The organism is Paenisporosarcina macmurdoensis, assembly GCF_042658845.1.
Lineage (GTDB): Bacteria > Bacillota > Bacilli > Bacillales_A > Planococcaceae > Paenisporosarcina > Paenisporosarcina macmurdoensis.
Genome location: NZ_JBHSRI010000025.1, coordinates 19,109 through 44,439 on the forward strand (window position 1 = coordinate 19,109; position 25,331 = coordinate 44,439).

The window sequence follows — 25,331 nt, forward strand, 5'->3', positions numbered from 1 at the left end:
GAAATTTTGTTAGAATGAAATGATAAGAGAATAATATAGCTTTCTCAAGTGATTATTCAGAACAATCCAACTCTTTTTTGACTAAGAGATATCGTGTGATTAATGAATGAAAACATGAAGAAGAATTACAGCTAGAATGGATTAGAAGAAAGCAGGTGCAAGCGTGGGGAGAATTATTGCGATCGCCAACCAAAAAGGCGGCGTAGGTAAAACGACAACATCTGTAAGTTTAAGCGCATGTCTTGCTTACTTAGGGAAAAAAGTCTTGCTTATGGATACGGATCCACAAGGAAATGCAACAAGTGGAGTTGGTGTCAATAAAGGTGATGTACACCAATGTATTTACGACGTATTAATAGATGATATAGATATAAAAGATGTAATTTTAGAAACCAAAGTAGAAAATCTGCATGTAGTACCTGCAACAATTTCATTAGCAGGAGCTGAAATTGAACTCGTTACCACCATTTCTCGAGAAGTTCGCTTAAAACGTGCACTCCAAGAAATAAAAGAAGACTATGACTACATTATTATTGACTGCCCACCATCACTTGGATTGTTAACAATTAATGCATTAACGGCTTCTGACGCCATTTTAATTCCTGTTCAATGTGAATATTATGCGTTAGAAGGATTGAGCCAATTATTAAGCACAATTCGTTTAGTGCAAAAACACTTAAATCACCAACTAACCATTGACGGTGTGTTATTAACCATGTTTGATGCTCGAACAAACTTAGGTATTCAAGTAATTGAAGAAGTGAAAAAGTACTTCCAAGATAAAGTGTATAAAACAATTATCCCTCGTAATGTACGATTAAGTGAAGCGCCAAGTCATGGAGAACCTATTATTATTTATGATCCGAAATCTCGTGGAGCAGAAGTGTATCTAGAATTGGCGAAGGAAGTGATTCGTAATGTCTAAAGGTTTAGGTAAGGGGATTAATGCAATTTTTCCAGGAGAGTCAATTAATCAAATGGAAACAGTTGAAAAGGTTTCTGTAAATCAAATCAAAGTTAATCCTTTTCAACCACGTAAAATATTTGATGAAACAGCACTTGCTGAACTATCAGAATCAATTAAAGAACATGGAGTACTTCAACCAATCATTTTAAGAAAAAAAGGAAAATTGTTTGAAATTGTTGTAGGGGAACGCCGTTTTAGAGCATCTAAAGCTGCTGGTTTAAGAGAGATTCCTGCTGTAATTCGTGGGTTTTCTGATCAACAAATGATGGAAATTGCAATACTTGAGAACTTGCAACGTGAAGATTTGACGCCGATTGAAGAAGCAGAAGCATATCAAAACTTGATGGAAAATCTAAGTCTAACGCAAGAACAATTAGCTTTCCGATTGGGGAAAAGTCGCCCTCATATTGCCAACCACATTCGTTTATTATCTTTACCAGAAGTGGTTAGAGAGAAGATTTCTTCAAATAAAATTTCAATGGGTCACGGCCGTGCATTACTTGGATTAAAGCAAAAAAAATTGATTCCTTCTATTTCTGATAAAGTAATCAAGGAGAGCTTGAATGTTCGTCAACTTGAAGCCCTTGTCCAACGCATTAACGAAAATGTTTCACGTGAAACATCTAAAACGACAAATAAAGATATTTTTATTGTGGAAAAAGAATCTCAACTTCGTGAATATTTTGGTACTACAGTTTCAATTAAGAAAACAAAGAATAAAGGGAAAATCGAAATTGAATTTTTCTCTGAAGATGATTTGGAACGAATCTTAGAGTTATTAGAAGATTAAATTGCCTATTCCCTTAAAGAACTTATCCTTAAGGGGATAGGTTCTATTTTTAAATGCAAGGCTATGTTGATATTGATGGGAAAACAAAAGAGTACATTTGCGGCTAGCGCAAATGTACGATAAACAACAATATAGTGTAAGTGAGCCAATTGTAAAATAGAAAAACAACTAGAACATGACTTTTCTAAGGTGAGATGAGGAAATAAAATGGTGTTATTAGGGACATTAATTAACGCTCTTCTCATAATTGTTGGAACAATTATAGGAAGATTGTTGAAAAACATTCCAGAAAATATGAAGCAAACAGTGATGTATGCCATTGGACTTGCGGTAACTGTAATTGGGCTTCAAATGGGGTTTGAGAGCGGTCAGTTTTTAATTGTTATTATCAGTTTAGTAGTAGGTGCTGTTATAGGTGAATGGATTGATTTAGATCTTCAGCTTAATCGTTTTGGTCAATGGCTTGAATCAAAAGTAGGAAAGAACAAAAAAGGAGAAACCATTAGCATTGCACAAGGGTTTGTTTCTGCGACGTTAATTTTTGTTATTGGATCAATGGCGATTATAGGGTCTCTCGATAGTGGCTTGCGTAATGATCATGACTTACTAATTGTAAAAGGCTTAATCGATGGGTTCACATCGATTATTTTAGCTACTACACTTGGTATTGGCGTTCTATTATCTGCCGTCCCTGTCGTATTGTATCAAGGGACGATTGCGCTTTTTGCTACTCAAATTAGTCGTGTCATTCCAGAAGAAGCGCTTGCACTGTTTATTCGAGAAATGACCGCGACTGGTGGAATCATGATTGTGGCGATTGGTTTAAATATGATTGGTTTGACTAAAATAAGAGTAGCCAACCTACTGCCAGGCATTTTGGTGGTTGCTGTCGTCGTGGCTATTGCGTATCAATTTCATTTGGTGCCGCTGCCAAGCGAGTAACAGTCCACGGGATAAAATTTTCCCCATGTCATAGGGCAATTGTAGTCGGGTGTTTTGTAAAACGGTATACTCTTGAAAGCCACCAATATTTACAATACCTTTTATGGAAAGATCTCCGATAGAAGGTAATTCTTTTTTCACTGCTTTCCCAGGAAAAAGAGGGCCTTTTTCAATAACGATGTGTCCGATTTTCTCGACTTTTCCTAAACAAGCATCTATTGCAATTACATAAGGCTTAATTGTTCTTGCTTGTAGTGTCTCAATGTTTTGTTGTAAATTCAAAGCGTGCAAAGGTTGTTGTAGAGTACCGATAACTTCATATGGAAAAGAAGGATGTTCACTTAGCCACGTGCCCACTAAAGGACCTAGCGCATCTCCAGTGGAACGATCGGTGCCAATACAACAAAAAGTGAGATTTGATTTTTCGAAAGGAACAATTTGAAGAAAAAGCGAGCTTAGGCGCCAAGCAACGCCGGAATCTTGATAGAAATATTCTTCTGGTTGTAGCTGAGACGAATATGCAAACATAGGATAGCTCACTCTCTTTTTTTCATAGTATACGTATTAGAAATGGGCTTTATTCAAAAAGGTGGTAGACAAATTGAAGTTTGAAGAAATGATTGAAAACATTAAAAGTTCTCTGTTAAACGAAAAATTATGGATTGACTCAGGTCTTGTCATATTAAAAGTCTTCTTTATTATGTTTCTGGCTGGAATCGTAGTAAAAGTAGGCAAAATTGTCATTCGTAAAGTGTTTGAAGTACGGATGAAAGCACCTTTACGTTATACAGAACGTAGACAAAACACATTGCTTAAATTACTTCAGAATGGACTTGCCTATGTGGTGTATTTTGCTGCTATTTTAGCTGTTTTATCAGCTTTAACTATTAATGTAACTGGATTACTCGCTGGAGCCGGGGTACTTGGTTTAGCCATTGGTTTTGGGGCACAGAACTTAGTCCGTGATGTTATTACAGGGTTCTTTATTATTTTTGAAGATCAATTTTCTGTAGGAGATTATGTGCGAATCGGTGCAGCTGAAGGAACCGTTGAAGAAATTGGTTTACGCACGACAAAACTTAGTGGATTAAATGGAGAAATTCATATATTCCCAAACGGTACGATTGTTGAAGTCGTAAACTACTCCTTAAACAACTCCATTGCCATCGTAGATGTGAGCGTAGCGTATGAAGTAGATATTCCAAAGGCAGAAGAACTCATTCGGGAGTTTTTGTTGGAACTTCCAGAAAAATACGAACAATTAGTTAAATTGCCGGAATTACTCGGGGTTCAAAATTTAGCGGCGTCGGAAGTTGTTATGCGTATTACTGCTGAAACAAAACCAATGCAACATTTTGCTATTGCACGAATCATTCGTCGAGACTTGAAGATTTTTATGGATGCAAATGGTATTGAGATACCTTATCCAAAAATGGTTATGTATCAGAAGAAAACAGGATCTGTGGATTCAGGCACAGGCGACCCTGTAAAGAATGAAGATAAGGGGAAAGTCTAATGAACGGTAAAATCTTTGAACTTGGTGACGTTGTTGAAATGAAAAAACAACACCCTTGTGGGACAAACGAGTGGAAAGTCATTCGTATGGGGGCTGATGTAAGGATTAAGTGTGAAGGATGTCAACACAGCGTCATGATTCCACGGAGGGAATTCGAAAAGAAAATGAAAAAGATCGTGAAGAAAGCAGAACTCGCTTCAGAAGAATAGACAACAACCTGACAAGAACCTATAATATATAAGTTACAAGAAATTCATAGAACGTCATTCGAGATAAATTCGGACGTTCGGTGTGAGACAATAATAAAAAGTGAAAAGCTAGTGTTTATATATAGAAGAGCTAGTAATTATGAAAGGTTGGGAAACCACATGGCGTTAACGGCAGGAATTGTAGGATTACCAAACGTTGGTAAATCAACTTTATTTAATGCAATTACAAAAGCAGGTGCTGAAGCAGCAAACTACCCATTCTGTACAATTGATCCAAACGTCGGAATTGTAGAAGTGCCAGATGAGCGTCTTGATAAATTAACGGAACTTGTTGTTCCAAAGAAAACAGTTCCAACAGCTTTTGAGTTTACTGATATTGCAGGTATCGTAAAAGGCGCAAGCAAAGGCGAAGGGCTAGGAAATAAATTCTTAGCACATATTCGTGAAGTGGATGCAATTTGCCAAGTAGTGCGTTGTTTTGTTGATGAAAACGTAACGCATGTTGCAGGAAAAGTAGATCCAATTTCCGATATAGAAGTCATTAATTTAGAGTTAATTTTAGCTGACTTAGAAAGCGTTGAAAAACGTTCACAACGAGTAGGCAAAATGGCAAAACAGAGAGACAAAGATGCAATAGTTGAAGAGCCGATATTAGCAAAACTTTTGGAAGCCTTTGAACAAGAAAAACCAGCGCGTTCTGTAGAATTTTCAGAAGAAGAATTGCGAATCGTTAAAGGCCTCAATTTATTAACATCTAAACCTATGCTATATGTAGCTAATGTTGCAGAAGACGAAATCGCAAATGCTGAAGAAAACGAATACGTTCAAAAAGTTCGTGAATTCGCTAAAGCAGAAAATGCTCAGGTAATTGTCATTTGTGCGAAGATAGAAGAAGAAATGGCTGAACTTGATGATGAAGAGAAAGCTATGTTTATCGAAGAGTTAGGCATTAAAGAAGCAGGATTAGATCAACTAGTCAAAGCTTCATATCAATTATTGGGTCTTGCAACTTACTTTACTGCTGGTGTACAAGAAGTTCGTGCTTGGACATTCCGTAAAGGCATGAAGGCTCCTCAATGTGCTGGCGTTATCCATACTGACTTTGAACGCGGCTTTATTCGCGCAGAGACAGTATCTTATGATGACTTAGTGGCTAACGGGTCAATGGCTTCGGCAAAAGAAGCAGGTAGAGTAAGATTAGAAGGTAAAGAATATATCGTTCAAGACGGCGACGTTATGTTGTTCCGCTTCAACGTATAATATCCTAGTAGGTTAGTCGAAACTTCGGCTAACCTATTTTTTGAAAAGATAAGAAAGTATATAATTTTAGTTCCATAAATCCAGTGTTTCAGGGACAAAAGATTGATTCATTAATATTGTTGATTTCCGTTTCAACGCCCTTTCATGTTTCGAAGCTAGCGTAGCGATGCAGAAACAGGCGGACGCTTTCCGCGGGGGAGTCGCCGCCTTCCACTACAATCCATGAAGTGTGTAGTAATCAACAAGGAATCTATCAATTGCTTATTGCGAAGACACGAATAAATGATTCTAAGTTAAGTTAGAGATAGAACCAACCTATAATCGAAGTTGCCATCTATATTAGTTGATTGAAGCGCAGGTGGCGACTTCTGCGGGAATAGCATGAGCTGAAGACTCCGCAGGAACGCAGTGACGAGGAGACTGAAGCCATGCCCGCGAAAAGCGTCCACCGTAGCGGAAATCAACAGACTACTATGGTTACTCTTCTTAAAAGGACCCGGCGCACTTTGCCCGGGTTTTCTTAATTCTATGCAAAAGGTGGATTTAACATGAAGTTGTTTGTATACGGGACGTTGTTACGTGGAGAGCCTAATCATCGTGTCCTCGAGGGAGCTACACTTTTATATACAGGTTCAAAGATTCAAGCAAAAATGTATGATACGGGAAGTGGCTATCCCGCAGTTGAACTTGGGATGGGGTCCACTATTGTCGGTGACATATACGAGATTCATGATCAGATGTGGTCAAATCTTGATGATTTAGAAGGATATACCGGCAATCCGACAACTGATCTATATTCAAAAGAAATCGTCCATGTTCAAACCCCTGATGGTCAAATAGAGGCATTCATCTATACCATTTGTGATGAATCGATGAAACTATATGAAATTCCGTCTGGAGACTGGAAGGTCTATCGACAATCTCTTAAATAGAAGAAACAAAGAGCCGCTCCCTTAAACCGGGAAGCCGCTCTATTTTTGTTCAAAAATATATAGTTTAGGCAGTTCTGGATCATCTTTTATCCAAGCATCATCATCCACCGAACGAAGCTCTTTTATCATCGAAAAATCTCCGACAGCACCAGCTAATAGCCATGCCGATAGTAAAGCTAGAAGGGGACTATTAATCGAAATAGCAATAACCGCTGGAAGAACTCCTGTTGTCCAAAATGGTAGAATCAATACTTTTCTCATGGCTTTGTTTTGAACAGCTTCACTAGTTGTCGCGTAAGCCACTCCTAATTGCATATTAATCCCGTAGTCAAGTGAGCGCCATGGGACTTTGGCAAAGAGGACAAAACCGATTAAGTGGCTCGCTTCATGTAAGACGATTAAGACGATGTATCCAACTAAGAAGAGCGTCAGGCCAAGCCAGGAAAAATTAAATGAGAAATCTTGATGTATAGCACTGTTTAGGATTAACAGCACCAAGCTTAAGACAATCGTCAAAATCAAACTTGTCTTAGCAATTTGTTGAATGTTTAAGTCTATGATTTTGGTTGGATTGGTCCAATCCTGCATAATCATCACCTCTATATAAATAGTATAGCGAAAAAGCTGCTAAACTGTCCTTTTAAAAGGCGGTTGCGTGAGCGCAGGGTTTGTGATACAATCAGTTGATGTGAGTAATAAACGTTACTTGCTCCTTGCCTACTGTTACAGTCAGGCCCAAGTCCATAAGGAGGTGCAAAAAAGATGAAAAAATACGAATTAATGTACATCATTCGCCCAACGATTGAAGATGATGCGAAAAAAGCTCTAGTAGCTCGTTTCGACGATATCTTGACTTCGAACGGTGCTGAAATCATCGAGTCAAAAGAGTGGGGCAAACGCCGCTTAGCTTATGAAATCAATGACTTCCGCGAAGGTTTCTACCAAATCGTGAAAGCAAACGCTGATTCAAGAGCAATCGATGAATACATCCGTCTTGCTAACATCAACGAAGATATTATTCGTTTTGTAGCTGTCAAAGCACAAGTTAAGTAAATATATAAAATCGAGTTTACTCGAAACAACTTGCAGACGAGGGAGGTTGTATTCTGATGATTAACCGAGTGGTTTTAGTCGGAAGACTGACAAAAGATCCGGAGCTTCGTTATACACCAAGTGGAGTTGCAGTTGCACGTTTTACACTAGCTGTAAATCGTTCATTCTCTAACCAACAAGGTGAAAAAGAAGCGGATTTTATTAACTGTACTGTTTGGAGAAAACCAGCTGAAAACACAGCGAACTTTTTGAAAAAGGGAAGTTTAGCCGGTGTCGAAGGGCGTATTCAAACTGGGAGCTATGAAGGCACAGATGGAAAGCGTGTTTACACGACTGAAGTTGTAGCTGATAGTGTTCAATTCCTTGAACCACGTAATAGTTCAGGTGGAGATCGTCCTCAACAAGGACAACCTTATGGTGGCGGTTCAAACCAAAACAATCAATATACATCTACTCAACAGAATCAATCACCAAATCAGCAAAACTATACACGTGTTGATGAAGATCCATTCTCTAGTGGAAGTGGCCCAATCGAAGTTTCAGACGACGATTTACCATTCTAAGTCAAAAAGTGAAAAGCGCCACTCAAGCTCGACTTTGACGGTGGAAAGACCTTATGCGAAAACTTGTTTTCGCATAAGGTCTTGAAGCGGCATGGCGAGCTGGCGCTTGGAACCAGACTATCCATTAAGCAGAATACCTTTAAAAACACACCCCAATAAAACCAAATACTAAGGAGGCGAAACAATATGGCACCACGTCGCGGAGGCAAAAGACGTAAAAAGGTTTGTTATTTTAACTCAAACAATATTACGCATATTGACTATAAAGATGTTGATTTGCTTAAAAAATTCGTATCAGAACGCGGAAAAATTCTTCCACGTCGAGTTACGGGAACAAGCGCTAAATATCAACGTAAATTAACTTCAGCAATCAAATTATCACGTATCATGGCTTTACTTCCATTCTCTACTGAAGAGAGATAAGAATAGAACATGAACTCTTAAAAGACCGGGAAACCGGTCTTTTTTTATTGTCTGGATTTTTACTGGTTTTGAACTTTTGTTGCATCTTGTTCGACATGTTACAATAGGTAGGTAAAGTTGTCCCTTCAAAGGGTAATATAAACCCCAAAGAATTAGTTACAACTAGATGGGTGAGAGTTGTAGGTGCTCTCCTTATTAAACTAAAAGAGAATTACGAAACTTATTAATGAATACATGTTTTTTAAGTTAGGAAGGTTTTTAAATGCCGAATGAACAAACGAGACAGCTAACCTTAGGTGCAATGACAATTGTACTGTTTTCCATTTTGTTGGCTGTTTCTTTATATGTGCCAATTGTGAACTTGATTACCTCGTTTTTAATCGCTGTTCCAATTGCTTGGTATAGTGCAAAGTTCAATAGAAAAGCGTCTATTCTCGTTACTATAGTTAGTATCGGGATATCTTATTTTATTGGAGGATTGTTGGCCGTTCCTTTCGCCATGATTCATGCACTATTGGGACTTGTTATTGGAGATGCCATTCGGATGAAGAAAAGTAAGCTATTTATGTTACTGTCCACAGCCATTGTATTACTGGTGAGTATTGTCATTCAATATGTGGTTGTTGTGTTGACGTTCAATTTTAATCCGGTGAAAGCATTATTAACGATTGCGTCAAATCAATATGATCAAATGGGTGCTTTTTTAGAACGTTTTGATGCATTGCCGAATAACTATGATAAAACTATAGCCGAAGTCTTATTCATGTTTGAGACGGTTATGCCATCCATCTTGATAATTTCCCTTTTTCTGTTGGTCATTGTGTTCATCAATATCCTACTACCTGTATTAAAAAGGTTAGGATTAGATGTACCGAAGTTCCCTGCATATAGAAACATGAAATTCCCTAAATCTGTATTATGGTACTACATGGTAGTGTTAGTAGTCACTTTATTTGTGGAATTAGAGAAAGGTACCTTTGCATTTATGGTTTTTGCAAATGCTGCCTTATTGCTTCGGTTATTACTTGTTTTACAAGGTATTTCGTTCATTCACTTCTACATACATCAACAGAGATGGCCAAAATGGATTGCCTTTGTCGCAACCATTTTAGCGTTCCCATTACAGTCAATAACATTACTACTCGGAATTTTTGATTTGGGCTTCAACGTTCGTTCGTATGTCAAAGAGAAGAACAGAAAATAAGGAGCTGGAAAAATGTCAGCATTTTTTAGAAAAAGACCCATTCGTGTTCCTTTATTTTTTCTATCATTGCTCGGCTTAATAAGCGCTCTTTTACTCCTGTTCTGGCATGTTTGGATAGGTATAATTGTTGCTATTCTTTTTGCCACAGTGTTATTAATAGGTTGGCAACTAGAGAAGCGTTTATATGAAGAGACAGAAAAACATATCGAGACTTTGTCTTACCGGATGAAACGTGTAGGCGAAGAAGCTCTACTCGAAATGCCAATTGGTATTTTATTGGTAAATGAACATTGGACAATTGAATGGGCAAATCCATACATGGCAAGAGAGCTCGAATTTGATTCAATTATTGGAGAAAATTTATTTTCATTGTCTGAAGAATTCCATTCACTTGTTAAGCAAGAGGATAATAAAGAGCAAACCATTAGTTTGTCAGGAAAGAAATTTAAAATCTATTATAAGCAACAAGAAAAACTCTTGTATTTCTTTGATATTACGGAGCAAACAGAGATTGAGACGTTGTATCATGCTGATCGTAGTGTCATAGGCGTGTTGTTTATTGATAATTACGATGAACTAGCTCAAGGAATGGAAGACCAAACACGCAGTCAGTTAAATAGCATGGTTACGTCACTGGTCAATAACTGGGGAGCGGGATATGGAATTTATGTCAAACGAATTTCATCAGACCGGTTCATTGCAGTATTGAGTGAATCCATTTTACACGAATTAGAAAAAACGAAATTTGCGATTTTAGATGATATACGAGAAACTACCTCTAAATTAAATTTAGCTTTGACGCTCAGTATCGGAGTCGGTGCAGGATCATCTTCATTAGTTGAGCTTGGTCAACTTGCACAGTCGGGTTTGGATTTAGTATTAGGCCGTGGTGGAGACCAAGTGGCCATTAAACAGCCAAGTGGAAAAGTGAAGTTCTATGGCGGGAAAACAAATCCTGCTGAAAAGCGTACACGGGTTAGAGCTCGCGTCATTTCACATGCCTTGCGCGATTTAATTCAAGATAGTGACCAAGTTTTCGTAATGGGGCATCAATTGCCTGATATGGACGCAATTGGTGCATCTGTCGGTGTTCGTAAAATGGCAGAGATGAATCAAATTAATGGTTATGTTGTCATTGATTTTGATGAACTCGACCAAAGCGTGACTCGCTTAATGGAAGAAGTGAAGAGCAAGCCAGACTTGTTCGAACGCTTTATTACACCTGAAGAAGCTTTGTCAAAATTAACGGATCACACATTACTTGTGGTCGTAGATACACATAAACCAAGTATGGTTATTGATGAGAAGCTATTAAATCGAGCTGAAAAAGTAGTGGTTATTGACCATCACCGTCGTGGTGAAGAGTTTATTTCAAATACGATGCTTGTTTACATGGAGCCCTATGCATCATCAACAGCTGAACTCGTAACAGAGTTACTTGAATATCAACCGAAACATGATAAAATATCGATGTTAGAAGCAACTGCAATGCTAGCGGGAATTATTGTTGATACGAAGAGCTTTACACTTCGTACAGGCGCAAGAACATTTGAAGCAGCGTCGTATTTACGCACAAATGGCGCAGATACAGTGTTAGTCCAGCGCTTGCTAAAAGAAGATATTGCGACATATATCGAACGCTCAAAAATTGTTCAAACTGTAGAGTTTTTCCGCGAAGGTATTGCTATTGCCCACGGGGAAGAAATGAATCCGTACAGCCAAGTGCTCATTGCACAGACAGCAGATATTCTACTGACAATGAAGGGCGTATCAGCCTCATTTGTAGTAGCTAAAAAAGATAACGGAGATGTGGGCATTAGTGCACGTTCTCTGGGTGAAATTAATGTTCAAGTAATTATGGAAAAACTTGGTGGTGGTGGTCATTTAACCAATGCCGCATGTCAGATAAAAAATGGCATGATTGATATAGCGATTGAACAACTAAAATTAGCAATCATTGAAATTGTCGAAGGAGGCCAATCAACATGAAAGTAATTTTCTTAAAAGATGTTAAAGGCAAAGGAAAAAAAGGCGAAATTAAAAATGTAGCAGACGGCTATGCACAAAACTTTTTATTGAAAAACAACTTAGCAACAGAAGCTAATCAAGCAACAATTAGTGCATTAGATGGTCAAAAACGTAAACAAGATCAACAGGCAGAACAAGTGCATGAAGATGCTAAAAAGTTAAAAGAGAATTTAGAAGAAGTAACAGTTGAAATAAAAGCTAAATCTGGTGAAGGTGGCCGCCTGTTTGGTTCAATTACAACGAAACAAGTAGCGGAACAACTTCATAAAGCAACAGGAATTAAAATTGATAAACGTAAAATGGAGTTAGATGATGCCATTCGTGGACTCGGTTATACAAACATTCCCGTTAAGTTACATCAAGAAGTAACAGCTATATTGAAGGTACACGTAACAGAAGAAGCGTAAGGAGAGACGTCAATGAGCGAGCCCATGATGGATCGGATTCCCCCTCACAATCAAGAAGCTGAACAGTCCGTTATTGGGGCTATCTTTTTAGAGCCTCAAGCGCTCATTACGGCTGCAGAAATATTACAATATGAAGATTTTTATAGAGTAGCGCATCAAAAGATTTTCCAAACGATGAATCGTCTAAGTGATCAAGGTAAACCAATCGATGTTGTGACCGTGACAGAAGAATTATCATCGAAGAAAGAATTGGAAGATGTTGGTGGCCTTTCGTATTTAACAGAAATTGCGAATTCAGTTCCTACCGCAGCCAACATCGCACATTATGCACGTATAGTGGAAGAAAAGGCTTTGCTACGTCGTTTAATTCGTGTAGCCACCAATATCGTAGAAGATGGCTTCACACGTGAAGACGAAGTAGAAGCCTTGTTATCTGAAGCCGAAAAGAAAATGATGGAAGTTTCCAATCGAAAAAATGCGGGTGATTTCAGACACATTAAAGATGTGTTAGTGCAAACGTATGACAACATTGAGCTTCTTCATGCTCGTAAAGGTGATATAACGGGAGTGCCTACTGGATTCCGTGATTTAGACAAAATTACAGCCGGTTTCCAGCGCAATGACTTGATTATAGTTGCAGCCCGACCTTCTGTAGGTAAAACCGCTTTTGCGCTGAATGTGGCGCAGAACGTTGCAACCAAGACGGAAGAAAATGTAGCGATCTTTAGTCTTGAGATGGGTGCAGAACAACTTGTCATGCGTATGCTTTGTGCGGAAGGCAATATCGATGCCCAAGTATTACGAACTGGTGCATTAACTGCAGAAGACTGGCGCAAACTAACGATGGCTATGGGCAGTTTGTCTAACGCAGGAATTTTCATCGACGATACTCCAGGGATTCGTATTAATGAAATTCGTTCAAAGTGTCGTCGACTTAAACAAGAGTTTGGTCTTGGGATGATCATGATTGATTACTTGCAACTGATTGTTGGAAGCTCGAATGGTCAAGAAAATCGTCAACAAGAAGTATCGGAAATTTCAAGATCATTAAAATCACTTGCACGTGAGCTACAAGTGCCTGTTATTGCATTGTCCCAGCTTTCCCGTGGAGTAGAGCAACGTCAGGACAAGCGTCCAATGATGTCCGATTTACGTGAATCAGGAAGTATTGAGCAAGATGCCGATATCGTATCATTCTTATATCGTGAGGATTACTACGATAAGGAAACTGAAAATCAAAACATGATTGAAATTATTATAGCGAAACAACGTAACGGTCCTACAGGAACTGTAACCCTTGCCTTTGTTAAAGAGTTTAATAAGTTTGTCAATATTGATTGGAGTCAACATACACAACCCACACCAGACTACTAAAGTTCGAAGGCGTGCGAGTTGGCGCTTGAAGCTAGACATAAAGAAAAGCGTAAAGAGCTACTCTAGTGGAACGGGTCAATAGTCACTATTAAATTAATAGCCTGCTAGATAAAAACACGAACGAAAAATGTCTAATAACAATTTTTCGTTCGTGTTTTTTCTTGTTTTTGGTTGACTCAGAGCGTTTACGTTGGTACAATTACACTGTTTGATTCAGGACGCGTGAAAGCGTCTGACGGAGGTGCTGATTATGACATCGGTTGTAGTAGTAGGAACACAATGGGGAGACGAAGGTAAAGGGAAAATTACCGACTTCCTATCCGAGAATTCTGAAGTAATTGCTCGTTATCAAGGTGGGAATAATGCGGGACACACCATTATTTTTGGTGGAGAAACATACAAGCTTCACTTAATCCCATCAGGTATTTTTTATAAAGACAAAGTTTCAGTAATTGGTAACGGAATGGTTGTCGATCCAAAAGCATTAGTGCAAGAGTTAAAAGGATTACATGACCGTGGGGTAACGACTGAAAACTTACGTATTTCCAATCGTGCACACGTCATTTTACCTTACCACTTGAAGCAAGACGAAGTAGAAGAAACTCGTCGTGGTGCAAACAAAATTGGTACAACAGGTAAAGGCATTGGACCAGCTTACATGGACAAAGCAGCACGTATAGGTATTCGTATGGCTGACTTACTTGATAAAGAAGTATTTGAAGAAAAACTTGAGCGTAATTTAGAAGAGAAAAATCGTTTATTCGATAAGTTCTATGAAACAGAAGGCTTCACAAAAGAAGAAATTCTTGAAGAATACTACGGTTATGGTCAAGAAATTGCGAAGTATGTAACAGATACTTCTAAAGTATTAAATGATGCTTTAGATGATGGCCGTCGTGTATTATTTGAGGGTGCACAGGGTGTTATGTTAGATATTGACCAAGGTACTTATCCATTTGTGACTTCTTCTAACCCAGTAGCAGGTGGAGTAACAATTGGAGCGGGTGTAGGCCCAACGAAAATTAACCATGTTGTGGGTGTATGTAAAGCCTATACATCACGTGTAGGAGATGGTCCCTTCCCAACTGAATTGTTTGACGAAGTCGGCAATCAAATTCGTGAAGTGGGTAAAGAGTATGGTACAACAACAGGTCGTCCTCGACGCATCGGTTGGTTTGACAGCGTTGTTATTCGTCATGCACGTCGTGTGAGTGGATTAACTGATCTTACGGTTAACTCGATTGACGTGTTAACGGGATTAAAAACAGTGAAGATTTGTACAGCTTACAGCTATAAAGGTGAACTGATTACAGAGTACCCAGCAAACTTACGTATGTTAGCTGACTGCGAACCAGTTTACGAAGAACTACCAGGTTGGAGCGAAGATGTTACAGCTTGCAAATCGCTTGATGAACTTCCAGAAACAGCGCGTCACTACTTAGAACGTATTTCACAATTAAGTGGTGTACCAATTTCAATTTTCTCAGTAGGACCAGATCGCAATCAAACAAATATTATTACAAGCGTTTGGCGCTAAATAACTAAAAAAGAAAAAGCGAAGAAAGGAATCTTTCTTCGCTTTTTTTCGTATGTAAAAGTAAAGTATATTTTCTGACGATTGAGGAGGAAGTTGATGAAACGGTTATGGTTTTGGGGAGCTCTTTCGCTTATAGCTGTAGCATGGGTGATAAATATAGCCATTTACGAGACAGAGCAGTTAGATGGACCGATTGTTTTGGAACACTATATTGAACTACCAATGGAGCAGAATCATTTGTTCAAAATCTACTACTTAACCAACAAAAAAAATCCAACGATCCTTCAATCGATGGAAGTGAACGGCTTGTCGATTTCTACCACATCGCTTAACAATGACATGTGGATATATGACAACCAAAATTCGATACACAATACACCAAACATCGTGCAGGAGTTCAACCATCACCTTCTGCTAGAAGCTGATTTTGACGCTTCGATGCTATCTCTTGAAGGAGTTGAAGATAAATCCTTGACTACGAATGTTTTTCTGACGTTCAGCGATGGTACGGCAAAGGATTTTGATATCGGAGAAATTCATGTAACACCTTCAACGGTTAAACAAGAATCTAAATTGACCAGTATGTCTACTGGCGGAACATCTAACGGTCTCCATTCAAGCATTTATGTTGCACAAGAACAACTGCTGATAGACGAATTTGTCTTACCTCAAATCCTTTCTGAGAATGTGCAAGTGAAAGTGCATTACGAAGGGGAAAAAGCTCGAGTTTCTGATGCCATTTTTCAATCAGAAATCATGCCAAGCTGGAATGATGTGTCTCAACCTCTTGCGAAAGATATTGATTGGCCGATTGACTTGGAGCCACGAGCTAGTGTGGGTTTATACGTACAGATTGACCCATCATTCACCACGGCAATCGATGCACGGATAGAGTGGATGGGCGAAACGGCTGACGGGGAAAAGTTTATTGCTCCACTAACACTTCAGCATATCCCACAACTGACAGACGAAAGCTTACAAAAGATAATTAAGCTAGCGAGGGATGCATCATGAAAAGACTTGGATTTAAGTACATGATTATCGGTTTTCTATTCATTCTATTAGACATCCACATTTTAATTGATGTGCTACCAGATCCAGTTGGCTATATATTAATTGGCTCTGGCATTGTCAAGTTGGCAGCGGGTCAACCGAATGCCAAAAAAGCTGAAATCACTGCATATATCATGATGGTTCTGTCCATCCCTACATTCTTTTTGTCAGGAGAAGTACTTCAGCAAATGCAAAGTGAAAGCATAAGTTGGCAATCATATGGGTTTGCTGATTCAATAGTTCATTTGATTCTCGTATATTTTATATTTGGCATGCTGCTAACAGAAGTAGAGTATGTACTTCATGCAGAACTACTGCGGGGTCGTGTACGGAAAATGATGACCATTTATATGAGCATTGGCCTCAGCACAGCATTTTTACAGCCATTTTTATTAAACATAGATGCAAATATAGCGTTAGTATTAGGGATTGGAATTATAGTGCTTTCGCTCATTGTCCAACTTGCATTTCTGGTGCATCTTCGAGCGCTTCAGAAGACATTTCCACCAGCAACGGAATAACAAATACTGACCAATTGATCAATAACCTAAAGAAATGCGCTTCCCATAAAGGGAAAGCGCATTTTGATTTGATGTAAAATTAATGAATACTTCTTTTCTTGAAACGACCACCGCGCACTTCTGCTATGTTGCCAATTGCAACAAAGGCTAGAGGATCAATATCTTCTACAATAGTTTTCAATTTGGCTTCTTCTAAACGGGTAATTACGGTAAAAATAATTTTCTTTTTATCGCCAGTATAGGCGCCTTCACCGTGTAAATAAGTAACACCACGTCCTAGCCGGTCAATAATGGCTTCGCCGACTTCATCGACAAAGTCACTGATAATATACACTGACTTGGATTCGTCTAATCCTTGAATCACAATATCGATAGTTTTATAGGCGATAAAATAAGCTAAAACAGAATACATGGCTTGTTCCCAAGTGAACACAAACCCTGCAATTGTAAAAATCATAAGGTTGAAGAACATAATAATTTCTCCCACAGAAAAAGCTGTCTTGGTACTAAAAAGAATGGCTAAGATTTCAGTGCCATCTAAAGATCCACCATAACGAATGACCAGTCCAACACCTATACCGAGGACTATTCCACCAAAGACGGTTGCGAGAAGTAAATCATCTGTGAAACGTGCGACAGGATGTAGAAAATATGTACAAATTGAGAGGACTGTAATTCCTAATACTGTAGACAAAGCAAATGTTTTACCTATTTGTTTATAGCCAATAAAAAAGAAAGGGATATTTAATAGGAAAATAAAGAGTCCAATTTGAACACCTGTTAAATGAGATAAAATAATGGATATCCCGACGATGCCACCATCTAATAATTGATTTGGCACTAAGAACAATTCAATCCCCATGGCCATTAAAACAGCACCGGTGATAATCATTACTATACGTTTTGCAATAACGAGTTTAGATGCTCTTCTATGAGCATAGGGTGATTTTTTTAAAGCATTTCGCTGTTCTTGTTCATCAGTCAAATGAATGCCCCCTTTTTCACTCTTAATACATTAATTTTACCGTATTTCAGATGATTTACATAGGAAGTCAGCTTGTTATATGACAAATATAACAAAAAACAAGTGCTTAAAACAAAAAAATAGGTAAAAAGGCACTTAATAAACGGTTGAATATTTCGAATTAGAAGAATATAGACCTTTTTAATAGACAAAATAAACCATTTAAATGCAATTCATGGAATGAATGAGTCATTTTCTTTACAATGTGGGCTTTACTGAGCAATGAGGAAATAGGATATGGTAAATTAGATAAGTGTGAAATGTTTCACATAAAAAGAACCGTTCGTTTATCGGATGAGATTTTGAGAGGGGCTTTATCATGAATTTGAAATGGAATACTGGTGACAGGAAGAAGATTTCATCCGACCGCAAACCAAACAGCACATCAAATATAATGAAAAGAGCAGCCGTACTAGTAGTGCTTGCTTCAAGTCTTACATTTAATATCGGATTTGCAAAAGACAATGAAAGCAGTCAATTGCAGAAGATTTTTCATATATATGCTAGTGGTGAATATATAGGGGCAGTATCAAATGAAAATGTCGTAAAAGACCTTGTAGAAGAAAAAATAGCAGAGACAAGCTCCCAATACGATGATTTAAGACTCAATGATGAATTAAAAATATCCATCATTTCAGAACAAGTCTTTAACTTAGAAACAAACGATACGGAAACAATAGAAAAGCTAGGCGAACTAGTAACGGTCGCTGCTGATGCTTTTGCCTTGTCGGTCAATGACGAGATTGCAGTCTACGTCAAAGACCTAAAATCATATCATGAAGTTATTCGTAAACTAAAACTTCAATCTGTTTCTGAAAAAGAACTCACCGAATTGGAAGCTCGTAAAGGTTCTATAGATTCTTTACCACCATTAAAGGAAGATGAAACACGTATTTTGGATGTTGTGCTAAAAGAATCAGTTTCTGGAGTGACACAACAAGCCAAACCAGAAGAGATCATGACGGTTGATGAGGCAGTAAAGTATCTTCAAAAAGGCGTTATAGAAGAGAAAACTTACACGGTTCAAGTTGGAGACGTATTTAGTAAAATCGCTGAGCAACATAATTTAACTACGTCACAATTAACAAAGTTAAATAATGGCTTTGGAGAAAAGAGTGTCCTTCAAATTGGACAACAATTGAAAGTAACAGCCTCAACGCCTCTATTAAATATAGAAGTAGTTCGAGAGAAGAAAGCAACAGAAGAAGTTAAGTTTGAAAATCAAATAAAAAACTCAAATGAAATGCTCAAAGGTGATTCAAAGGTCCTTCAAGAAGGTAGTAATGGAGTCAAAGAGATAACATATAGAATTCGAGAACAAAATGGGATTGCAATTGGAAAATCCATTCAACAAGAAGAGATGATTAAAGAAGTGAAAAATAATATCGTCACAAAAGGAACAAAGGTCATTCCATCGCGAGGTTCAGGTAAATTTTCTTGGCCAGCTGAAGGTGGCTACATTTCAAGTAAAATGGGAAGTCGTTGGGGTTCAGTTCACCGCGGAATTGATATTGCGCGACCTAGCGGCTTTGCCATTAAAGCAGCTGATAATGGCGTTGTTATATCCTCTGGACAAGACGGCACTTACGGTAACAAAGTTGTAGTTGATCACAAAAATGGATTTCAGACGACCTATGCTCATTTAGCATCTATTCATGTAAAGAATGGACAAATCGTCTCTTCAGGTACGAAATTAGGTGTAATGGGTTCAACAGGAAGATCTACAGGAATTCATTTACACTTTGAAGTCCGTAAAAATGGCGCACTGGTCAATCCACTTAATTACTTAAACTAATAAAATGGTTGTAGGCGGTCAATTTAGCGAAATTGGCCGTCTTTTTATATACTAATTTGTCGAATTATTGCCCGGGAAATATTCAACATTGCCCATCTATTACCCGATAGATGCGAAACACCGTAAAGCGTGATAGAGTAGGAAGTATAATGAGGTCAAATTACTGTTCATATAGATAGATGGCAAGAGAGAGGATGGATTGTATGAGTAAAACTATTTTAGTAGTAGATGACGAAAAACCGATTGCGGATATTTTACAATTTAACTTAAAAAAAGAAGGCTATAATGTTGTTTGTGCATATGATGGGGATGAAGCTTTACGAAAAGTAGAAGAAATCAAACCTGACTTGATGTTACTTGATATTATGTTACCAAACCGAGATGGGATGGAAGTTTGCCGGGAAATTCGTAAAAAGTATGACTTTCCAATCATTATGTTAACTGCAAAAGATTCAGAAATTGATAAAGTACTTGGGTTAGAATTAGGTGCAGATGATTATGTAACGAAACCATTTAGCACGCGTGAATTAATTGCACGCGTGAAAGCGAATATGCGACGCCATCAAACCTTACAGTCTGAAGATGCTGAAGAAGCATCAAACGATATAACGGTAGGTTTGTTAATCATCCAGCCTGATGCCTATTTAGTGTTAAAGCGAGAAGAATCGATTGAATTAACCCATCGTGAATTTGAATTGCTGCATTATTTAGCAAAACATATAGGACAAGTTATGACACGTGAACATTTATTGCAAACAGTATGGGGCTATGATTATTTTGGAGATGTTCGTACTGTAGACGTAACGATTCGTCGCCTTCGTGAAAAAATTGAGGATAACCCAAGTCACCCTGCATGGATTGTGACACGTCGTGGCGTAGGGTATTATTTGCGTAATCCTGAACAGGAGTAGACAGAATGCAAAAGGTTGGTTTTTTTAAATCGATTCACGTTAAAATCGTCTTGATTTACATTTTGCTGATTCTATTGGCAATGCAAATCATCGGCCTTTATTTTGCACGTGAGTTAGAACATACACTTAAAGACAGCTTCACCAATTCCATTGAAGAACGGGTGGATCTGGTGGAGTTTAGTGTGCGTACAGAAATGCGCAAAAAGGAGCGGGGAGAAGCAGACCCAACCTTGGAGCAAAGTTTACGCACCATACTCTATAGCATTCGATCAGAAGACATTAATGAAATCCGTGTAATTGATAATAATTTCCGCATTTTAGCCACGTCTGAAACGAATAATCAATCCATTGTTGGACAACGATCGACGGAGCCTATTGTTCGTCAATCCATTTCTTCGGAAACACCGGCAAATAAGATTCGTCTAGACCCTCAACAAGAGGATCGTATTTGGGTTCTAGCTTCTCCTATCGTTTATCAAGGGGAAGTACTCGGTACGATTTATTTAGAATCAAATATTGAGACTGTTTTTGAACAAATGACTGAAATTAACCGAATTCTTGCTGGCGGAACAGCGATGTCACTGGCGATAACAGTGATTCTCGGTATCTTAATCGCTCAAACAATAACCCGTCCCATTTCCGATATGCGTAGACAAGCACAAGCTATGGCTAAAGGAAACTTTTCTCGTAAGGTACGTGTTTACGGAAATGATGAAATTGGACAGTTGGCGATTGCTTTTAACCATTTAACAAATCGACTTCAAGAGGCACAGTCAACTACTGAAGGAGAACGAAGGAAGTTAGCATCTGTTCTTTCCAATATGACTGATGGCGTGATTGCGACGGATCGAAAGGGACGTATCATATTAATAAATGATCCAGCGTTAAGACTCTTAAGGGTTCCGAGAGAATTAGTGTTGCATCGTCCGATTTCGTCTGCTCTTGGAATTGAATCACAATATGCATTTGAAGATTTAATTCATATGAAAGATTCGATAAACTTAGATTTTAGTTCGCCTGAACGTCCGTATATTTTACGTGCGAATTTCTCTGTTATTCAAAAGGAAACCGGTTTTGTGAACGGCTTAATAACCGTTTTACATGATAATACCGAACAAGAGAAGATTGATATGGAACGACGTGAATTTGTTGCCAACGTTTCGCACGAACTTCGTACACCATTAACAACCATGCGTAGCTATTTAGAGGCGCTTGCTGATGGTGCATGGCAAGATAAAGAATTAGCACCATCATTTTTAAACGTCACGCAAACCGAAACTGAACGTATGATTAGGTTAGTTAATGACTTGTTACAGTTATCGAAAATGGATAGCCGAGACTATGATTTAAATAAAGAGTTTGTTGAGTTTAATAAATTCTTTAATCGAATCATTGATCGTTTTGAGATGTCGAAATCGCAACAAGTTCAATTCGTACGCTTGTTACCAGAATCACAATTCTTTGTGGAAATAGATACCGATAAATTAACTCAAGTCATCGATAATATAATATCGAATGCTTTAAAATATTCGCCAGACGGCGGAAATATTCGTTTTGGTATTATTGCACAAGAAGGACTTTTAAAGGTTATGGTTTCTGATGATGGCATGGGTATTCCAAAAGAAAATGTAGAACGAATTTTCGATCGTTTCTATCGTGTAGATCGAGCACGTGCAAGATCAATGGGCGGATCAGGACTAGGTCTTGCTATTGCCCGGGAAATGATTGAATCACATGGTGGAGCTATATGGGCAGAAAGTGAAGAAGGAAATGGTACGACGATATTCTTCACGTTGCCATTCGAGTTAGATGAGGCAGGTGAATGGGATTGAAGTATATAGAACACGCGAAAACAATTTTCCTGACCTTGCTAATCGTTTTAAGTGTGACTTTAACGTTTACAATATGGACCTATACACCAACGTACGACACCATTGAACAAACACCAGTTGTAAATATACTAATCGCAGAAAGCAAGCGAGTAGACGATGTTATTAAGCCGTATAAAATGATTACAAGTCGGGAAAACAACATGGCAGGTTCGATGACACCATTTGATTTAGAACGTGTTGTCAATGTCATGAAGGGCTGGGAAATCAGTGATCTGACTTTGGAAGATAATGATTTAACTGACGATGAATTAAACGACTTGATCGGGACGCATCACCGATATACATTGTTTTTCCCAGATGATGTACCGTTTCCTGTATATGATAATATTTTACCGTTCTCCATCACCAATATTCCTGAGGATGGGTTTGATCGGTTAATTGTAAATTGGAATCGGTCTAATAATGATCAACTGAAAGTTTATTTTGCTAGTTCTAAAACGAACACATTGTATTCAGCGGTAGCAAGAGATGTTGATTGGGAATTATTTGAACAAAAAGTAGTAGGCCCAACAGTGGATTTCTCGAAGTTTACAGAAATTCAACGTAAAGGAAAGCTATCACTATATGTTTCTGCTCAAGATGTGGAGAGTATTCGATACACGTATTACTTAAAAGAAATTGATACGAGGCGTTTTCAAGATGCCTTGTTCAGTGATCCAAGTCTTGTGCGCCAAAGCCCAGTCGGAACAACGAATGAAGAATATTCGGATGGTACATCATTGATGAATGTGAATTTATTAGAGCGGACTTTAAGTTTTGTTAATCCATCAGCCGAAACTTCTGTACCAGCCATTCCTTCAAAATTAGTATTTGATAGTTTGTACTATGTAAATGAGCATGGTGGTTGGACGGACGAGTATCGATTTGCTAAAATAAACCCTGCCACTCAACAAATTGATTATCAATTATATTTGTTAGGATATCCCGTGTTTAGTACTGAAACTTCTACAAAAATCACTACATTCTGGGGAGATCCTGGTATTTACAATTATTTGAGACCGTATTATACACTTGATCTTTCTTTGCCATTTGATACAGTCATTTCGACTTTACCATCTGGTGAGAAAGCATCTCGAGTAATGCAAACGCTAAAAGAAATTGATTTTAATAATGTGGATGAACTGACGCCTGGATATCACTTAACTCGGGATAATGAAAAGCGTTTACTGATATTAGAGCCATCTTGGTTTTATTTATCGAATAATCAATGGATTCGCCTTTCCCCAGAAGATTTAGGAGGTGGGCAGTTTGGATTGGAATAAAACCAAAACTATCTTCATAATCGTTTTTGCGATTTTAAATGTCTTTTTATATTCCCTGTATTTAAATCGTTACAATGAAGCAAAAGATGTCGAAGTACTCGGTGAAACTTCTATTGAAGAGAGCTTACAAGCTGATAATATTCGCTATGAAAGTATTCCTGAAAATACGACGAAAGAAACGTATGTTTCAGGTAACATACGAGTCTATACAGCAGATGAAATGAAACCAATGGATAATCAATCATTTGAAATCCTTGAAAACAAAGAACTGGTATCAACATTCAAAAAGCCAGTTCCACTTGGCAGCCTAAGTGACACTACAAACTTAAGGGATTTTGTAGATGAACATGTTTTTGAGGGTTCATCCTATGAATTATTCACGGTTGATGTAGACGAGAAAAAAGCGATTTTTTTCCAAACGATCAATAATCGACAGATTTTCTTTAATCAAAACGCTCTCCTCACCATTTATTGGAACGATAAAAATGAAGTAAATAAATATGAACAAACGAGCTTTGTAGAACTTGAAGATAATTTTGATCAATCCGAAACCTTGTTACACTATGAGCGGGCTGTTGAAGTGTTGTATCAACGAAAAGTATTGAAACCTAATTCTAAGATTTTAGCGGTTAGTCTAGGCTACTCAACACTCGTGCAATTAACAGAAACCCAAGTATTTGCACCAACTTGGCGAGTTCGTGTAGAATTACAAGATGGTAAGAAAGAAGACTATTTTGTAAATGCGGTAGAAGGAAAGATTGTCGAATTTAACAAAGAGTCAGAGGAACCACAAGAAGAGTAAGGAGTTTTCGTCATGCGTTTTAGTGTTTTAGCAAGCGGTAGTAGCGGGAATGCCATTTACGTTGAAAACGAAGAACATGCATTTTTAGTAGATGCTGGACTAAGTGGACGTAAAATGGAGGAGTTGTTTGCCTCAGTTGACCGCAATATGAAAAAGTTAAGTGGTATTTTGGTTACGCATGAACATAGTGATCATATAAAAGGGCTAGGAATTCTAGCTCGTAAATATAAAGTTCCGATTTATGCCAACGCCAAAACGTGGATGGCTATGGAACATCTAGTTGGGAATATTCCAATCGAACAACGTTTTCATTTCGATATGGAGACTGTAAAATCATTTGGATCACTTGATATTCAGTCATTCGCAGTATCTCACGATGCAGCGGACCCAATGTTTTATGTCTTTCATGAGAATGGTCGTAAACTTGTATTAATTACAGATACAGGCTACGTCAGTGATCGAATGAAAGGCCATATTAAAGGAGCAGATTCCTTTGTCTTTGAAAGCAATCATGATGTGGGGATGTTGCAAATGTGTCGTTATCCGTGGTCTATTAAACGACGTATTTTAAGTGATGTTGGCCACGTTTCAAACGAAGATGCTGCTGTAGCAATGAGTGAAGTAGTTGAAGAGAAACCGACACGTATCTATCTCTCACATTTAAGTAAAGATAATAATATGAAAGATTTGGCGCGTATGAGCGTAACTCAGACACTTGAATCGTGCGGTATTGTAACAGGAGAATTTTTGAAACTTTATGATACCGATGCAAACATAGCAACTGAATTAGTCACTGTTTAAACCTCACTTTATGTGGGGTTTTTTTTGTTATAAGAAAGTTTATAATTTTAGTTCCATAAATCCAG

26 protein-coding genes are annotated in these 25,331 nt (G+C 38.1%); 23 read left to right on the top strand and 3 right to left on the bottom strand.

Going from position 1 to position 25,331, the window contains the following annotated elements; translation table 11 throughout:
• Positions 1 to 163 precede the first annotated feature (163 nt).
• The 3 genes from ACFPYN_RS13740 to ACFPYN_RS13750 all read left to right on the top strand — a co-directional run bounded on the left by ACFPYN_RS13740 (position 164) and on the right by ACFPYN_RS13750 (position 2,699).
• Positions 164 to 925 carry a ParA family protein gene (locus ACFPYN_RS13740; RefSeq protein ID WP_377734982.1) on the top strand — a complete coding sequence of 254 codons (762 nt, stop codon included), beginning with the start codon at positions 164 to 166 and terminating at the stop codon, positions 923 to 925.
• On the top strand, positions 918 to 1,757 hold the full coding sequence (locus tag ACFPYN_RS13745) for a ParB/RepB/Spo0J family partition protein (protein ID WP_377734983.1): 840 nt from the start codon (positions 918 to 920) through the stop codon (positions 1,755 to 1,757). The genes ACFPYN_RS13740 and ACFPYN_RS13745 overlap by 8 nt, the downstream gene beginning before the upstream one ends.
• 207 nt (positions 1,758 to 1,964) lie before the next feature.
• Positions 1,965 to 2,699 carry a DUF554 domain-containing protein gene (locus ACFPYN_RS13750; RefSeq protein WP_377734984.1) on the top strand — a complete coding sequence of 245 codons (735 nt, stop codon included), beginning with the start codon at positions 1,965 to 1,967 and terminating at the stop codon, positions 2,697 to 2,699.
• Here ACFPYN_RS13750 and yyaC read toward each other — a convergent pair.
• On the bottom strand, positions 2,619 to 3,227 hold the full coding sequence (gene yyaC / locus ACFPYN_RS13755; protein WP_377734986.1) for a spore protease YyaC: 609 nt from the start codon (positions 3,225 to 3,227) through the stop codon (positions 2,619 to 2,621). The two genes, ACFPYN_RS13750 and yyaC, sit on opposite strands and share 81 nt — an antisense overlap.
• A gap of 88 nt (positions 3,228 to 3,315) precedes the next feature.
• Here yyaC and ACFPYN_RS13760 point away from each other — a divergent pair, with 88 nt between their 5' ends.
• The 4 genes from ACFPYN_RS13760 to ACFPYN_RS13775 all read left to right on the top strand — a co-directional run bounded on the left by ACFPYN_RS13760 (position 3,316) and on the right by ACFPYN_RS13775 (position 6,616).
• Entirely contained in the window at positions 3,316 to 4,215 is a 900-nt protein-coding gene (locus ACFPYN_RS13760) for a mechanosensitive ion channel family protein (protein ID WP_377735856.1), read from the top strand.
• Positions 4,215 to 4,424: a DUF951 domain-containing protein gene (locus ACFPYN_RS13765; RefSeq protein WP_377734988.1), complete on the top strand. Its 210-nt coding sequence runs from the start codon at positions 4,215 to 4,217 to the stop codon at positions 4,422 to 4,424. The genes ACFPYN_RS13760 and ACFPYN_RS13765 overlap by 1 nt, the downstream gene beginning before the upstream one ends.
• A 159-nt stretch (positions 4,425 to 4,583) precedes the next feature.
• The gene (gene ychF / locus ACFPYN_RS13770) at positions 4,584 to 5,684 is read left to right on the top strand and encodes a redox-regulated ATPase YchF (RefSeq protein WP_377734989.1); all 1,101 of its coding nucleotides are present in this window, start codon (positions 4,584 to 4,586) and stop codon (positions 5,682 to 5,684) included.
• Between the two features lie 548 nt (positions 5,685 to 6,232).
• The gene (locus ACFPYN_RS13775) at positions 6,233 to 6,616 is read left to right on the top strand and encodes a gamma-glutamylcyclotransferase family protein (RefSeq protein ID WP_377734990.1); all 384 of its coding nucleotides are present in this window, start codon (positions 6,233 to 6,235) and stop codon (positions 6,614 to 6,616) included.
• Positions 6,617 to 6,655: 39 nt separating this feature from the next.
• Here ACFPYN_RS13775 and ACFPYN_RS13780 read toward each other — a convergent pair whose 3' ends face one another.
• A complete protein-coding gene (locus ACFPYN_RS13780) occupies positions 6,656 to 7,204 on the bottom strand; it encodes a DUF3267 domain-containing protein (protein ID WP_377734991.1) in 549 nt (182 codons plus the stop codon).
• 174 nt (positions 7,205 to 7,378) lie between these two features.
• On the opposite strand from ACFPYN_RS13780, the gene rpsF reads away from it, so the two are divergent.
• From rpsF to ACFPYN_RS13830, 10 genes are all read left to right on the top strand, one after another.
• Positions 7,379 to 7,669, top strand: a complete 291-nt coding sequence (rpsF, locus tag ACFPYN_RS13785; protein WP_377734992.1) for a 30S ribosomal protein S6 — start codon at positions 7,379 to 7,381, stop codon at positions 7,667 to 7,669.
• Positions 7,670 to 7,725: 56 nt separating this feature from the next.
• Positions 7,726 to 8,232 carry a single-stranded DNA-binding protein gene (ssb, locus tag ACFPYN_RS13790; protein ID WP_377734993.1) on the top strand — a complete coding sequence of 169 codons (507 nt, stop codon included), beginning with the start codon at positions 7,726 to 7,728 and terminating at the stop codon, positions 8,230 to 8,232.
• A gap of 186 nt (positions 8,233 to 8,418) precedes the next feature.
• Positions 8,419 to 8,655 (top strand): 30S ribosomal protein S18, encoded by a 237-nt coding sequence (gene rpsR / locus ACFPYN_RS13795; RefSeq protein WP_017378776.1) that lies wholly within the window; start codon positions 8,419 to 8,421, stop codon positions 8,653 to 8,655.
• Positions 8,656 to 8,917: 262 nt separating this feature from the next.
• The gene (locus ACFPYN_RS13800; RefSeq protein WP_377734995.1) at positions 8,918 to 9,859 is read left to right on the top strand and encodes a YybS family protein; all 942 of its coding nucleotides are present in this window, start codon (positions 8,918 to 8,920) and stop codon (positions 9,857 to 9,859) included.
• 12 nt (positions 9,860 to 9,871) lie between these two features.
• A complete protein-coding gene (locus ACFPYN_RS13805; RefSeq protein WP_377734997.1) occupies positions 9,872 to 11,848 on the top strand; it encodes a DHH family phosphoesterase in 1,977 nt (658 codons plus the stop codon).
• Positions 11,845 to 12,294, top strand: a complete 450-nt coding sequence (gene rplI / locus ACFPYN_RS13810) for a 50S ribosomal protein L9 (protein ID WP_377734998.1) — start codon at positions 11,845 to 11,847, stop codon at positions 12,292 to 12,294. The genes ACFPYN_RS13805 and rplI overlap by 4 nt, the downstream gene beginning before the upstream one ends.
• 12 nt (positions 12,295 to 12,306) lie before the next feature.
• On the top strand, positions 12,307 to 13,668 hold the full coding sequence (gene dnaB, locus ACFPYN_RS13815; RefSeq protein ID WP_024536268.1) for a replicative DNA helicase: 1,362 nt from the start codon (positions 12,307 to 12,309) through the stop codon (positions 13,666 to 13,668).
• A gap of 250 nt (positions 13,669 to 13,918) precedes the next feature.
• Positions 13,919 to 15,205 (top strand): adenylosuccinate synthase, encoded by a 1,287-nt coding sequence (locus ACFPYN_RS13820; protein ID WP_377734999.1) that lies wholly within the window; start codon positions 13,919 to 13,921, stop codon positions 15,203 to 15,205.
• Positions 15,206 to 15,301: 96 nt separating this feature from the next.
• Positions 15,302 to 16,219: a hypothetical protein gene (locus ACFPYN_RS13825; RefSeq protein WP_377735000.1), complete on the top strand. Its 918-nt coding sequence runs from the start codon at positions 15,302 to 15,304 to the stop codon at positions 16,217 to 16,219.
• Positions 16,216 to 16,779, top strand: a complete 564-nt coding sequence (locus ACFPYN_RS13830) for a hypothetical protein (protein ID WP_377735001.1) — start codon at positions 16,216 to 16,218, stop codon at positions 16,777 to 16,779. Before ACFPYN_RS13825 ends, ACFPYN_RS13830 begins: the two co-directional genes overlap by 4 nt.
• A 79-nt stretch (positions 16,780 to 16,858) precedes the next feature.
• On the opposite strand, the gene ACFPYN_RS13835 is transcribed toward ACFPYN_RS13830, so the two are convergent.
• A complete protein-coding gene (locus ACFPYN_RS13835) occupies positions 16,859 to 17,671 on the bottom strand; it encodes a YitT family protein (protein ID WP_449295462.1) in 813 nt (270 codons plus the stop codon).
• Positions 17,672 to 18,122: 451 nt separating this feature from the next.
• Here ACFPYN_RS13835 and ACFPYN_RS13840 point away from each other — a divergent pair, with 451 nt between their 5' ends.
• The 6 genes from ACFPYN_RS13840 to ACFPYN_RS13865 all read left to right on the top strand — a co-directional run bounded on the left by ACFPYN_RS13840 (position 18,123) and on the right by ACFPYN_RS13865 (position 25,266).
• Positions 18,123 to 19,598, top strand: coding sequence for a M23 family metallopeptidase (locus tag ACFPYN_RS13840; protein WP_377735003.1), 1,476 nt, complete (start codon positions 18,123 to 18,125; stop codon positions 19,596 to 19,598).
• Between the two features lie 203 nt (positions 19,599 to 19,801).
• Positions 19,802 to 20,509 (top strand): response regulator YycF, encoded by a 708-nt coding sequence (gene yycF, locus ACFPYN_RS13845; RefSeq protein ID WP_377735005.1) that lies wholly within the window; start codon positions 19,802 to 19,804, stop codon positions 20,507 to 20,509.
• A gap of 5 nt (positions 20,510 to 20,514) precedes the next feature.
• Positions 20,515 to 22,341 carry a cell wall metabolism sensor histidine kinase WalK gene (gene walK / locus ACFPYN_RS13850; RefSeq protein WP_377735006.1) on the top strand — a complete coding sequence of 609 codons (1,827 nt, stop codon included), beginning with the start codon at positions 20,515 to 20,517 and terminating at the stop codon, positions 22,339 to 22,341.
• Positions 22,332 to 23,663, top strand: coding sequence for a YycH family regulatory protein (locus ACFPYN_RS13855; protein WP_377735007.1), 1,332 nt, complete (start codon positions 22,332 to 22,334; stop codon positions 23,661 to 23,663). The genes walK and ACFPYN_RS13855 overlap by 10 nt, the downstream gene beginning before the upstream one ends.
• Entirely contained in the window at positions 23,641 to 24,465 is an 825-nt protein-coding gene (locus ACFPYN_RS13860; RefSeq protein WP_377735009.1) for a two-component system regulatory protein YycI, read from the top strand. Before ACFPYN_RS13855 ends, ACFPYN_RS13860 begins: the two co-directional genes overlap by 23 nt.
• 12 nt (positions 24,466 to 24,477) lie before the next feature.
• Complete coding sequence (locus tag ACFPYN_RS13865; protein WP_377735011.1) at positions 24,478 to 25,266, top strand: MBL fold metallo-hydrolase; 789 nt, start codon at positions 24,478 to 24,480, stop codon at positions 25,264 to 25,266.
• The last annotated feature ends 65 nt before the right edge of the window (positions 25,267 to 25,331 follow it).

Excerpts from the sequence above, each read along its gene's own strand:
- ACFPYN_RS13745 (WP_377734983.1), top strand. The coding sequence starts at position 918 with ATGTCTAAAGGTTTAGGTAAGGGGATTAATGCAATTTTTCCAGGAGAG.
- ACFPYN_RS13750 (WP_377734984.1), top strand. The coding sequence starts at position 1,965 with ATGGTGTTATTAGGGACATTAATTAACGCTCTTCTCATAATTGTTGGA.
- yyaC (WP_377734986.1), bottom strand. The coding sequence starts at position 3,227 with ATGTTTGCATATTCGTCTCAGCTACAACCAGAAGAATATTTCTATCAA.
- ACFPYN_RS13760 (WP_377735856.1), top strand. The coding sequence starts at position 3,316 with ATGATTGAAAACATTAAAAGTTCTCTGTTAAACGAAAAATTATGGATT.
- ACFPYN_RS13765 (WP_377734988.1), top strand. The coding sequence starts at position 4,215 with ATGAACGGTAAAATCTTTGAACTTGGTGACGTTGTTGAAATGAAAAAA.
- ychF (WP_377734989.1), top strand. The coding sequence starts at position 4,584 with ATGGCGTTAACGGCAGGAATTGTAGGATTACCAAACGTTGGTAAATCA.
- ACFPYN_RS13775 (WP_377734990.1), top strand. The coding sequence starts at position 6,233 with ATGAAGTTGTTTGTATACGGGACGTTGTTACGTGGAGAGCCTAATCAT.
- ACFPYN_RS13780 (WP_377734991.1), bottom strand. The coding sequence starts at position 7,204 with ATGCAGGATTGGACCAATCCAACCAAAATCATAGACTTAAACATTCAA.
- rpsF (WP_377734992.1), top strand. The coding sequence starts at position 7,379 with ATGAAAAAATACGAATTAATGTACATCATTCGCCCAACGATTGAAGAT.
- ssb (WP_377734993.1), top strand. The coding sequence starts at position 7,726 with ATGATTAACCGAGTGGTTTTAGTCGGAAGACTGACAAAAGATCCGGAG.
- rpsR (WP_017378776.1), top strand. The coding sequence starts at position 8,419 with ATGGCACCACGTCGCGGAGGCAAAAGACGTAAAAAGGTTTGTTATTTT.
- ACFPYN_RS13800 (WP_377734995.1), top strand. The coding sequence starts at position 8,918 with ATGCCGAATGAACAAACGAGACAGCTAACCTTAGGTGCAATGACAATT.
- ACFPYN_RS13805 (WP_377734997.1), top strand. The coding sequence starts at position 9,872 with ATGTCAGCATTTTTTAGAAAAAGACCCATTCGTGTTCCTTTATTTTTT.
- rplI (WP_377734998.1), top strand. The coding sequence starts at position 11,845 with ATGAAAGTAATTTTCTTAAAAGATGTTAAAGGCAAAGGAAAAAAAGGC.
- dnaB (WP_024536268.1), top strand. The coding sequence starts at position 12,307 with ATGAGCGAGCCCATGATGGATCGGATTCCCCCTCACAATCAAGAAGCT.
- ACFPYN_RS13820 (WP_377734999.1), top strand. The coding sequence starts at position 13,919 with ATGACATCGGTTGTAGTAGTAGGAACACAATGGGGAGACGAAGGTAAA.
- ACFPYN_RS13825 (WP_377735000.1), top strand. The coding sequence starts at position 15,302 with ATGAAACGGTTATGGTTTTGGGGAGCTCTTTCGCTTATAGCTGTAGCA.
- ACFPYN_RS13830 (WP_377735001.1), top strand. The coding sequence starts at position 16,216 with ATGAAAAGACTTGGATTTAAGTACATGATTATCGGTTTTCTATTCATT.
- ACFPYN_RS13835 (WP_449295462.1), bottom strand. The coding sequence starts at position 17,671 with ATGATTATCACCGGTGCTGTTTTAATGGCCATGGGGATTGAATTGTTC.
- ACFPYN_RS13840 (WP_377735003.1), top strand. The coding sequence starts at position 18,123 with ATGAATTTGAAATGGAATACTGGTGACAGGAAGAAGATTTCATCCGAC.
- yycF (WP_377735005.1), top strand. The coding sequence starts at position 19,802 with ATGAGTAAAACTATTTTAGTAGTAGATGACGAAAAACCGATTGCGGAT.
- walK (WP_377735006.1), top strand. The coding sequence starts at position 20,515 with ATGCAAAAGGTTGGTTTTTTTAAATCGATTCACGTTAAAATCGTCTTG.
- ACFPYN_RS13855 (WP_377735007.1), top strand. The coding sequence starts at position 22,332 with ATGGGATTGAAGTATATAGAACACGCGAAAACAATTTTCCTGACCTTG.
- ACFPYN_RS13865 (WP_377735011.1), top strand. The coding sequence starts at position 24,478 with ATGCGTTTTAGTGTTTTAGCAAGCGGTAGTAGCGGGAATGCCATTTAC.